Genomic DNA, 10,316 nt, shown 5'->3' with positions numbered 1-10,316 from the left:
GGCGACGGCGCTCAATGCGCCGTCGCCGCGGTTGTCAGCCGAGGGTTTGAGGATCAGTTCTGATCTTCAATGCCCTTTTCTTCGAAGTACTTCTTAGCACCCGGGTGGAGCGGAACGTCGCCGCGGCCGAGCAGAGCGTCTTCGGCCTTGATGAGCTTGCCCTGTGCCAGTGAGATCTTGCCTGCGTCTTCGTACAGCGCCTTGGTGATCGCGTAGCCGTCTTCTTCGCTGATCTGATTGGTCGAGCCGACGATTGAGGCGAACACGGTCACGGTCTGCACCGGGTCCTTGGCGAAGTCGTAGGAACCGCCGGGGATTTCGTAGGCTTCGTATTCCGTTTCAGCTGCGATCTTTTCGGCCTTGTCCTTGTCGATCGGCAGCAGCTTGACGTCTGCATTAGCGGCCAGTTCCGAAAGCGAGGCGGCCGGGACGCCGAGGATTTCGATCGAGGCGTCGATGTTGCCGTCCTGCACCTTGGAGCGGGCGTCAGCGAAGCTCTCTTCGTAGGGCTCGTAGTCGCCCTCCTTGAAGCCGTAGGCGTCGAGGATCAGCTTGGCGACAGCTGCCGTGCCCGAACCGGGAGCGCCGACGGCGATCTTCTTGCCCTTGAGGTCTTCAACCGAGTTGAAGCCGCTCTTCTCAAGCGTGATGATCTGGGCTGCTTCCGGGTACAGCTGACCCATCCAGCCGACGTTGTTGAGCTTGCCGACCTCTTCGAAGTCACCGGAGCCGCGCACTGCGTCGTTGGCGGTGTTCGACTGGGTGAAGCCCAGCTGAGCATCGCCCTTGGCGATGCGGCCGAGGTTGTCAACGGAGCCATCGGTTTCAACGGCGTTGACCTTCAGGTCAGCGTCGGTGTCCTGCAGGATGCGGGCGTACTCGTTGCCCAGCGGGTAGTAGACACCCGCGGTGCCACCGGTGGCGAAGGTCAGGTCCTTGGTGAAGTTCTCTTCGGGTGCTGCCGAACCGCCTTCGGCTCCGCCGCGCTCACATCCGGTGAGGACGAGGGCGGCTGCGCTTGCGGCGGCCGCGATCTTGAGAAGAACGCTCTTCTTCATGGGGCTCCTTGTCTGAGGCCTGCCGACGGCAAAACGTGCGGCAGGTCATATTTCCAAATTGCTGTGAGCAGGATAGCGCATCCTCTGTGCGCACTGCCAGACAGTGCACAGTCAGCGCTCAGAAATACATCGGGGACCGGGTACGGCGAGGAGGCCTTGCTCAGACTGAAGGAATCCCCGCCGAGGCAGTCTGCCTCAGCCGAAGAGCCGCACGGGTTTGACGATGTCGACGTAAACGAGCAGGACCGTCATACACAGGAGGACGCCGACGACCCCGTATGTCAGCGGCAGCAGCTTTGCGGTGTCGAAGGGGCCGATGAGCCCTCTTCTGCGAGAGAGGTTGATTCTGCGACGTGCCCCTTCATAGAGGGCGACCGCTATGTGGCCGCCGTCCAGGGGAAGCAGCGGAACCATGTTGAACGCAAAGAGGAACAGGTTGAGCGAGGCCGCCAGGCTCAGGCCGAGCTGCACTTTGTCGACGACTTCGAAAGCTTCGGCAGAAACGATTTCGCCGGCAACGCGCCCCACACCGACCATGCCCATCGGGCCGTTGGGGTCGCGCTCTGCTCCCCCGACGGCAACCTTCCCGATGTCGACGAGTTTCACCGGCAGGGTCGCCAGTGCCTTAAAGGTCTGTCCGATGGCTTTTCCGGCCTCAGCGGGAAACTCCGATGGCGACAGCGGATAGTGCTTCTTCTGCGGGGAGACCCCAAGGAAGCCGACGGTGGTGGTTTCGGGCTTGCCGTCAGCAGTGAATTTCTGCTTGCCTTCGTCGTCATAGACCGCTCGCGTGGTTTCGATGATGGGCACGCGCACCAAGTGTTCAGAGCCGTCCCGCTCATAGGCCACGGTGACGGTTCTGCCCGCACTGGCCGCAATGAGCTCCTGCACCTGTTCCCACGTGTCGACCGGTGTGTCGTCAACAGCAGTGATGGTGTCGCCCGGTTTGAGTCCCGCGGCCTTGGCCGGTGCGGGAGTATCACCCGGCTGGCATTCGGCGTTCGGTCCGCGCTTCTGCGCGGTTTCGGCGTCAACGGCACATTCGACAACACCGGACAGCTGCGTGGACAGGCCCGGAACGCCGATGCCCATCAGCACGAGCCCTAAGAAGACGATGCCGAGGACGAGGTTGACCGCCGGTCCGCCGAACATGACGGCCAGGCGCTTGGGAACCGACAGGGCGTAGAAGGTGCGCCCCTCTTCACCCGGCCCAATGCCCTGATTGGAGAATTCGCGGGCATCCTCCATGCTCTGTGCGAACAGGCGTTTGCGCCCGGCCTGTTCCCGCGGATCTTCGCCCTCGACGGCCCGCCGCTTGGCGTCGGCCTCAACGATGTCGTGGGCTGATTCGACTCCGTGAAGGTCTTCGGCGCGAGCGTGGACCGCTGACTTCGGCGGGTACATGCCCGGCATGGCGATGAAGCCGCCCAGCGGCAGCAGTTTGACGCCGTAGCGTGTTTCGCCGCGCTTAAAGGAGAACAGGGTCGGCCCGAACCCGATCATGTAGTGGGTGACCTTCACCCCGAAGCGCTTGGCGGGAATCAGGTGACCAAGTTCGTGCAGCCCGATGGAAAGCCCGACAACCGCGAGCATGAAGACGATTCCGAGGGTGTACAGCAGGGCCGTCATGCCCGGTCTCCCCCGCCTGATGCCTGTTCTGCCACCCAGCGCTTCGCAAACTCCCGGGCTTCGCGGTCAGCAGCCAAGAAGAGTTCCGCCGTGAGCTTTCCATCCTGTGGAGCGTGGGCATCGAGTGCGGCGCTGATTCCCCGGCTGATGCCGGGAAAGGAGATCTGTCCGGCGTGAAAAGCATCCACCAGAACTTCGTTCGCCGCGTTGTAGACAGCGGGTGCTGTTCCTCCCAGGCGACCGGCCCGCACCGCCAAGCGCAAGGCGGGAAACGCCTCGTGGTCGACAGGTTCAAAAGTCCACTGGGTCGGCTCGTCCCAGCGGTTGGGTGTCGTGATGTTCGACAGCCGCTCCTCATAGCCCAGGGCGTAGGCGATCGGCAGCTTCATATCCGGTGGACTGACCTGTGCAATTGTCGACCCGTCGGCGTATTCGACCATCGAGTGGACCTGCGACTGCGGGTGCACCACGACGCTGATCTGGTCGTAGGGAATATCGAAGAGCAGGTGCGCCTCAATGACCTCGAGACCCTTGTTGACAAGGGTTGCCGAGTTCGTGGTGATGACCTTCCCCATGTCCCACGTGGGGTGCTTGAGCGCCTGGGCGGGCGTAACGGCTTCAAGATCAGACTGCGTCATACCGCGGAAAGGACCGCCGCTTGCCGTGATCACCAGCCGGCTGACTTCCTCGCGGCGGCCGGAACGCAGAGCCTGCCACACGGCCGAATGTTCAGAGTCGACCGGAAGCAGGCGGGCTCCCGTACCGGCCGCGGCTTCCATCACGACATCGCCACCGATGATGAGCGACTCTTTGTTTGCCAGTGCCACATCCGTGCCGCTCTCCAGGGCGGCAAGAGTGGCAGTCAGCCCCGCAGCCCCCGTAATGGCGTTGAGAACAGTGTCAGCTTCAAGGCGTGCAACCTCGTCAGCCGCACGCGGTCCGACGAAAACCTGCTCGACGGGGTTCTCGACCCCAGCGGCAGCGGCGGCAGAAGCAACAGCCCGCTCCACCTCGTCAGGTGATGATGCGCCGACGGCGCCCAGGGCGCGGGCGCGAAAGCGGACCGCCTGTTCGGCGGCATCCGCAATGTTCGTGTGGCAGACGAGACCGACAATCTGAAAGCGGTCCGGGTGGGAGCTGACCACGTCGAGGGTCTGGGTTCCAACGGAACCGGTCGAACCGAGAACTGAGATGTGAAGCACCCGGCCATCTTGGCAGATAAGGCTGAATCTGCGCTCAGAAGGCCTAAAGGGACATTGGTCACACAAAATACATATCTCGGCTATACTCTTTTTGGAAGTCCTCACTGAGCCCTCTGAAAAAGGAGTGAAATGGCCAAGACCTCGCACCCGGACGAAATCCTCGGACTCGATCACCTCTTCTCGAAGGAAGAGCGCGAATGGGCCGGCATCGTCCGCAGCTGGCTGGATGAAAACGTACGCGAAAAGATCGGCGACTGGTACCTCGAAGGCACCATCCCGGCACGCGAACTCGCTGAAGGCCTCGGCGAACTCGGCCTGCTCGGCATGCACCTGGACGGCTACACGCTGCCCGGCGCTTCTGCCCGCATGTACGGCATCGCCTGCCGTGAACTCGAAGCCGTCGACTCCGGCCTGCGCTCCCTCGTTTCGGTGCAGGGTTCGCTGGCCATGTTCGCCATCCACCACTGGGGTTCGGAAGAGCAGAAGGAAGAATGGCTGCCCCGCATGGGCGAAGGCAAGGCCATCGGCTGCTTCGGCCTGACGGAACCGGACGTCGGCTCGGACCCGTCGAACATGCGCACCACCGCCAAGCGCGACGGTGACGACTGGATCCTCAACGGCGCCAAGATGTGGATCACCAACTCCCCCGTTGCCGACGTCGCAGTCGTATGGGCCAAGACCGAAGAGACCGATGCCAAGGGCCGCCCCATGATCCGCGGCTTCGTCGTTCCCACCGACACCCCCGGCGTGGAAACCCCCACCGTCCAGCGCAAGCTGTCGCTGCGGGCATCCATCACCGGCGAAATCGTCCTGGACAACGTCCGCCTGCCCGGTTCGGCCGTCATGCCGAAGGCAGAGGGCCTCAAGGGACCCCTGTCCTGCCTGTCGGAAGCCCGCTACGGAATCGTCTGGGGTGTCACCGGTGCTGCTCGCGACTCGCTGGAGCAGGCTCTCATGTACACCGGCAGCCGCATCCAGTTCGACAAGCCGCTGGCCGCGTTCCAGATTTCCCAGCAGAAGCTCGCGAAGGCCTTCGGCCAGTACTCGAACATCACTCTGCTGGCTTCGCACCTGGGTGACCTCAAGGACTCCAAGGACGGCGTGCGCCCCGAGCAGATTTCGCTGGGCAAGATGAACAACGTCGACACCGCTATGAACATCGCCCGCGACCTGCGCGCCCTGTTCGGCGGTTCCGGCATCACCAGCGAATACTCGCCGCTGCGCCACGCCATCAACCTCGAAACCGTGCTGACCTACGAGGGCACACACGAAGTTCACCAGCTCACGCTGGGCCGTGCGCTCACCGGCATCAACGCCTTCGCCTGATGCTCACCTGACGCACTGAAGGCACAGAAAGGCCCCGCTTCCGAGGTGGAGCGGGGCCTTTCGTGTTTGTCAGGGTTTTTGCGGGCTGCAGGCTCGGGTGTAGCTGCGGGCTCGGGTGTGTGCTGGCTCAGCGCAGCAGAGTGTGGACCGCTTCGAGGCTTTCCAGTGCGGTGACTTCGATGCCGTCAAGGCGCATGAGCGTACGCCCCGGTCCCAGAGGTTCAGCTGCCGCGTGCTTGAACGCGGCCTGCTTCATGAGCATGTCGACCGGTTTCGGTGAGCTGTCCGGTCCGTCGGCCAGGAGTTCGGCACCTTCAAAGTGGGTGTCGATGGTGCGGGTGCTCGTGTGCATTCCGGCGCGCGCTTTGGTTTCGCCCACTGGCTGCGGCTGTTCAGAGGAAGCCTCAGCTGCAGCCGGTCGCAGGATCGGTGCGTTGGCTTTCTGCTGCGGGGTGAGTCCCTTGGCGCCGATGACAGCGCATGTGCCCACCCGCATCGCACCAAGAACCGCCAACAGCAGAGTGGCGGGTTTCAGCCCGTCTTCCAGAATGAGCATCTGCGGAGCCGGTTCAGCCACAGCGCGCAGAATCCCGGCGAACTTAGCCGCCCGATCAAGAGCATCTTCAAAGCTCAGTTCGATCTGGCCGGACGCGAACTCGTCTGCACCGCGGCCCATGACGATGGGGTGGTCGAGCAGTTCGAAGACCGGGTTGAACGTGCCCTTGTCCTTCGGCCCGTTGGTCTCAGGCTTGCGGAACCAGTGCAGATCGGTGTTCACGGGCATCCCTTCAGTCGACGGAGGCCATGACTTCAACGACGCGGTCAATGAACGCATCGACTTCGTCTTCATCATAGGCACGCTCACCGCGGCGAGTGCGGAACAGAACGCGGCGGACCTCATCAACGCTCATAGCGCGGCCCTGTGTGAAGTAACCGCTGATCTTGTCGCACAGTTCATCGACTTCGGCGATGTCGTAGCCGATGGTGCGGCTGGCAGCGTGCGCGAAGCGCTCACCGTGGGGGCGCTCCAAACGGGCCTGCAGGGATCCGGCGGCAGACGACAGCCTGTCCATCCACGCCTTTTCGCCCTGTTCGGCGATCAGCCGTTCGCGGGAGGCCTTCGCGAAGGCGTCTTCCAGACGGTCAAGGGCAGCGTCTACGACTCCGACGTGATAGCCGCGACGCACCAGGTCAAAGCCGACGGTGCGCACAGCGCGCGCGTCGAGGTCACCCGGGCGGGGGTGTTCGCGCTCATAGGATTCGCGGGCGCGCTTGAAGAAGCTGTCGACCTGTCCGGGGTCATAGCCGGACTTCCACCCCGACATTCTGGGGAAGTTGTCCTCCATGTGGCCTCCTCTTAGCTGATGCGTGCTGTTGCTTGTGGTGTTCGGTGCCGGTCAGTCCTCGCCGGTTGCGGCCAGCTGACCGCAGGCGCCGTCGATGTCCTGTCCGCGGGTATCGCGAATGGTGGTGGGAACTCCCGCTGCAACCAGGCGGTCCACAAATTCCTGTGCCACCTTGGGTTCTGATGCGGTCCACACTGATCCCGGAGTGGGGTTGAGGGGAATCGGGTTGACGTGCACCCATCCCCTGCCCCGGGCGTTGAGCTTCTTGGCCAGCAGGTCCGCGCGCCACGCGTGGTCGTTCATGTCCTTGATGAGCGCGTATTCGATCGACACTCGGCGGCCCGTGGTGCGGTAGTAGTCGTAGGCTGCGTCAATCGCCTCGTCGGCGTTCCAGCGGGTGTTGACTGGAATCATTTCGTTGCGCAGCCCGTCATCCGGCGCGTGCAGGCTGAGGGCAAACGTGACTGGAATGTCTTCGTTCATGAGTTTGCGGATGCCCGGCACGAGGCCCACGGTTGACACTGTGATGCGGCGCGGCGACATTCCCAGTCCGTGCGGGGCCGCGTCGGTGAAGCGACGGATGGCGTTCATGACCCGCTTGTAGTTGGCCAGGGGTTCGCCCATGCCCATGAACACGATGTTTGTGACGCGCTCTTCGCCGGCGGGTGTTTGGGTGCCGGAAGGCTTCGCGCCAGTCCTGTCGTTCCCAGCTTCAGCACCCGCGTCGGATTCACCGGATTCGTCGCCGACCGCGGCTGCCTGTTCGCCGAGCATGTTGATGTCCGGCTCCGCGGTCGGGGCGAGTTCTCCTGCCGCAATGACCTGGTTGGCTCGGACGACCTGTTCGACGATTTCGGCTGTCGACATGTTGCGGGTGAGCCCCTGCTGGCCGGTGGCGCAGAACGGGCAGTTCATACCGCAGCCGCACTGGGATGACACGCACAGTGTGATGCGGTTGCGGTAGCGCATGAGGACGGATTCGACGAGGGCCCCGTCGAAAAGTCGCCACAGGAATTTGATGGTGTCGCCGTTTTTGGTCTTCAGCCGGTGGACTTCTGTCAGCAGCGGTGGGAAGAAGGCTTCGGCAAGGGCATCGCGCTTGTCAGCGGGGATGTCCGTCATGAGCGCGGGGTCGGTGATGTTGCGCTGGAAGTAGTGGTTGGACAGCTGTTTGGCGCGGAATGCGGGCAGTCCGAGTTCGCGGACGGCTTCCTGCCGTTCTTCCATCGACATGTCTGCGAAGTGCCGTGGCGGCTGGGTGACGCGCGGTGCGCGGAAGTTCAGCAGCGGGCGGCCATCGCGGGTGGGCGTCTTGGATGTTGTGCCGTCTTCGTGTTCGACGACGGGGCGGACCTGTTTGCGACGCGTAGTGCTCATGACTCCCCTATTATTCCAAAGCTCCCCGGGCTGGGACCACGGGGAGCGTGTAAAGGCCCTGTGTGTCAGGCGGTGGTGATGAATCCCGGCAGGATCGTGTAGAGCACGAGCACGACGGGTGCGCTGGGCAGAATCGAGTCGAGTCGGTCCATGACACCGCCGTGGCCGGGCAGCAGGTTGCCCATGTCTTTGAGGTCGAGGTCGCGTTTGATCATGGATTCCGAAAAGTCGCCGAGTGTGGCGAAGGCCGGAATCACCAGGCCGAGCACGGCGCCTTCCCACCACGGCACGTTGAAGGCGAAGACGGCCATGCAGATTCCGACGGTCACGGCGAAGACGGTCGAACCGGCGTAGCCCTCCCAGGATTTCTTCGGTGAGATTCTCGGGGCGATGGGGTGCTTGCCCCACAGGACTCCGACCACGTACCCGCCGGTGTCAGAGGACACGGCAAGTGCCAAGAACGTGATGAGCAGAAGATCGCCCTGCGGCTGGTGCAGGATGTGGATGATGAACGCCGCCATGAGACCGACGTAGGTCAGGGCGAACAGCGACAGCGATACTTCTTTCACCGGGTTGGGCCGCCCGGTCATCAGCGACACGAGCATGATGATGCCCGCTGACAGGGTGAACGCCACCCACACGGCTTCGCGTCCGCCGAACCAGCTCGACAGCACGAGCCCTGCCGCAGCCATCATGGTCAGCGGTCGGTAGACGTCCGCTCCGGACCGTGACAGCGCGGTGGACAGTTCCCAGGTGGCGGCGAGAACGCCGATGATTGCGACAACGAGGAAGGCCGGAGGGTAGATGAGAATGCTGGCCAGTACGGCCCCGCCGATTCCAACGCCGACCCCGATTGCGGCCGGCAGGTTGCGCCCGGCCCGTCCGTAGTCCTTTTCCGCCGGAGGGGTGACTTCCTCAGGCGACGGCGCTTGCTCTGCTGCGCTGTCGCCCGAGGAAGTCGAAGGTGATTGAGCAGTCAATTCAGACTTCCATCAGGTCTTTTTCTTTTGCTGCGAGAAGCGTGTCGATTTCGTCGGTCTTCTTCTTCGTCAGCTCGTCGAGTTCCGCAAGACCCGCGCGGACTTCGTCTTCACCGAGGTCGCCGTCTTTCTGGAACTTCTCGAGGGTGTCCTTGGTGCGGCGGCGGACATTGCGGATGGAGACCTTGCCGTCTTCCGCGTAGCCGCGGACGATCTTGACGTAGTCACGGCGACGCTCTTCGGTCAGCTCCGGCAGAACCACGCGGATGACGTTGCCGTCGTTGGCGGGGTTGGCACCGATGTCGGAGTTGCGCAGCGCGGTTTCGATGTTGCCGAGGGCCGACTGGTCGAACGGCGAAATCAGGAGGGTGCGCGCTTCGGGAACCTGGAAGGAGGCCAGCTGCTGCAGCGGGGTGGGCACTCCGTAGTACTCGACCATGATGTTGGCGAAGAGCTGCGGGTTGGCGCGACCGGTGCGCACCGATCCGAAGTTCTCCTGGGTGGCCTCGACGGCACCGTCCATGCGGCCGCGTGCGTCCTTAAGCTCAGAATCGATCATTGTGTCTCCTATGAATAGTGCTGGCTCTCAGGCAGAGAGCACGGTGCCGATGTTCTCGCCCATGATGGCCGAGCGCAGGTTTCCTTCGCCTTCCATACCGAAGACGCGCATTGCGACGTTGTTGTCCATACACAGGCTGAAAGCGGTCGCGTCGACGACTTTGAGCCCGCGCTGCAGAGCGTCCTGGTAGGAGATGCTGTCGAGCTTCTTTGCGGTCGGATCGGTTTTGGGGTCTGCCGTGTAGACGCCGTCGACGCCGTTCTTTGCCACGAGGACTTCGTCAGCGTGGATTTCGAGTGCGCGCTGGGCGGCGACGGTGTCGGTTGAGAAGAACGGCAGGCCTGCACCTGCACCGAAGATGACCACGCGGTCTTTCTGCATGTGGCGCATGGCGCGGCGCGGAATGTAGCTTTCGGCCACCTGCGGCATGGGGATCGCGGTCTGCACGCGCGTGTCGACGTCGAGCTGTTCGAGAAAGTCCTGCAGTGCAAGGCAGTTCATGACGGTGCCGAGCATGCCCATGTAGTCAGCACGGGTGCGGTCCATACCGCGGTTCTGCAGTTCAGCCCCGCGGAAGAAGTTGCCGCCGCCGACGACGATCGACATTTCGACTTCGCCGACAGTGGGGGCGATTTCACGAGCGACAGATGCGACGACATCGGGGTTCACGCCGACCGAGCCGCCGCCGAACACTTCGCCGGAGAGTTTGAGGAGTACCCTGCGCCGGTGTGTGGCTTCGGGTTTCGGACTCTCGCTCACGGTGTGCGGCATCTGCTTCCTTCCTTCGGTTGGATCGTTCCCAGTCTACCCATCCGGGCCTGCTGTTTCTGTATTCCGCC

Annotated in this window: 10 protein-coding genes; 1 reads left to right on the top strand and 9 read right to left on the bottom strand. The window is 63.2% G+C overall.

Annotated elements, in window-relative coordinates; genetic code table 11:
• Positions 1–53 precede the first annotated feature (53 nt).
• From HMPREF3087_RS01425 to dxr, 3 genes are all read right to left on the bottom strand, one after another.
• Positions 54–1,058 carry a TAXI family TRAP transporter solute-binding subunit gene (locus tag HMPREF3087_RS01425; protein WP_061943452.1) on the bottom strand — a complete coding sequence of 335 codons (1,005 nt, stop codon included), beginning with the start codon at positions 1,056–1,058 and terminating at the stop codon, positions 54–56.
• Between the two features lie 195 nt (positions 1,059–1,253).
• The gene (locus tag HMPREF3087_RS01420; protein WP_019174849.1) at positions 1,254–2,687 is read right to left on the bottom strand and encodes a M50 family metallopeptidase; all 1,434 of its coding nucleotides are present in this window, start codon (positions 2,685–2,687) and stop codon (positions 1,254–1,256) included.
• Positions 2,684–3,889 (bottom strand): 1-deoxy-D-xylulose-5-phosphate reductoisomerase, encoded by a 1,206-nt coding sequence (dxr, locus tag HMPREF3087_RS01415; protein WP_070427789.1) that lies wholly within the window; start codon positions 3,887–3,889, stop codon positions 2,684–2,686. Before dxr ends, HMPREF3087_RS01420 begins: the two co-directional genes overlap by 4 nt.
• Positions 3,890–4,018: 129 nt before the next feature.
• Between dxr and HMPREF3087_RS01410 the strand changes: the two genes are divergently transcribed.
• Positions 4,019–5,215 carry an acyl-CoA dehydrogenase family protein gene (locus HMPREF3087_RS01410; protein ID WP_019174847.1) on the top strand — a complete coding sequence of 399 codons (1,197 nt, stop codon included), beginning with the start codon at positions 4,019–4,021 and terminating at the stop codon, positions 5,213–5,215.
• Positions 5,216–5,342: 127 nt separating this feature from the next.
• On the opposite strand, the gene HMPREF3087_RS01405 is transcribed toward HMPREF3087_RS01410, so the two are convergent.
• The 6 genes from HMPREF3087_RS01405 to pyrH form a co-directional block, all read right to left on the bottom strand.
• Entirely contained in the window at positions 5,343–5,993 is a 651-nt protein-coding gene (locus HMPREF3087_RS01405; protein ID WP_141738841.1) for a hypothetical protein, read from the bottom strand.
• 10 nt (positions 5,994–6,003) lie between these two features.
• Complete coding sequence (locus HMPREF3087_RS01400; RefSeq protein WP_070427787.1) at positions 6,004–6,561, bottom strand: DivIVA domain-containing protein; 558 nt, start codon at positions 6,559–6,561, stop codon at positions 6,004–6,006.
• A gap of 51 nt (positions 6,562–6,612) precedes the next feature.
• The gene (rlmN, locus tag HMPREF3087_RS01395) at positions 6,613–7,938 is read right to left on the bottom strand and encodes a 23S rRNA (adenine(2503)-C(2))-methyltransferase RlmN (RefSeq protein WP_070427786.1); all 1,326 of its coding nucleotides are present in this window, start codon (positions 7,936–7,938) and stop codon (positions 6,613–6,615) included.
• 65 nt (positions 7,939–8,003) lie between these two features.
• The gene (locus HMPREF3087_RS01390; RefSeq protein WP_070427785.1) at positions 8,004–8,918 is read right to left on the bottom strand and encodes a phosphatidate cytidylyltransferase; all 915 of its coding nucleotides are present in this window, start codon (positions 8,916–8,918) and stop codon (positions 8,004–8,006) included.
• Position 8,919: 1 nt separating this feature from the next.
• On the bottom strand, positions 8,920–9,477 hold the full coding sequence (frr, locus tag HMPREF3087_RS01385) for a ribosome recycling factor (protein WP_019174842.1): 558 nt from the start codon (positions 9,475–9,477) through the stop codon (positions 8,920–8,922).
• Between the two features lie 27 nt (positions 9,478–9,504).
• Positions 9,505–10,248: a UMP kinase gene (gene pyrH / locus HMPREF3087_RS01380; protein ID WP_061943809.1), complete on the bottom strand. Its 744-nt coding sequence runs from the start codon at positions 10,246–10,248 to the stop codon at positions 9,505–9,507.
• Between the last annotated feature and the right edge of the window lie 68 nt (positions 10,249–10,316).

The organism is Brevibacterium sp. HMSC22B09 (genome assembly GCF_001806795.1).
GTDB classification, from domain to species: domain Bacteria; phylum Actinomycetota; class Actinomycetes; order Actinomycetales; family Brevibacteriaceae; genus Brevibacterium; species Brevibacterium ravenspurgense.
Note: the sequence above shows the minus strand (reverse complement) of the source record. Positions and strands in the feature narration are given on the sequence as shown.

Excerpts from the sequence above, each read along its gene's own strand:
- frr (WP_019174842.1), bottom strand. The coding sequence starts at position 9,477 with ATGATCGATTCTGAGCTTAAGGACGCACGCGGCCGCATGGACGGTGCC.
- pyrH (WP_061943809.1), bottom strand. The coding sequence starts at position 10,248 with ATGCCGCACACCGTGAGCGAGAGTCCGAAACCCGAAGCCACACACCGG.
- HMPREF3087_RS01420 (WP_019174849.1), bottom strand. The coding sequence starts at position 2,687 with ATGACGGCCCTGCTGTACACCCTCGGAATCGTCTTCATGCTCGCGGTT.
- HMPREF3087_RS01400 (WP_070427787.1), bottom strand. The coding sequence starts at position 6,561 with ATGGAGGACAACTTCCCCAGAATGTCGGGGTGGAAGTCCGGCTATGAC.
- HMPREF3087_RS01410 (WP_019174847.1), top strand. The coding sequence starts at position 4,019 with ATGGCCAAGACCTCGCACCCGGACGAAATCCTCGGACTCGATCACCTC.
- HMPREF3087_RS01425 (WP_061943452.1), bottom strand. The coding sequence starts at position 1,058 with ATGAAGAAGAGCGTTCTTCTCAAGATCGCGGCCGCCGCAAGCGCAGCC.
- rlmN (WP_070427786.1), bottom strand. The coding sequence starts at position 7,938 with ATGAGCACTACGCGTCGCAAACAGGTCCGCCCCGTCGTCGAACACGAA.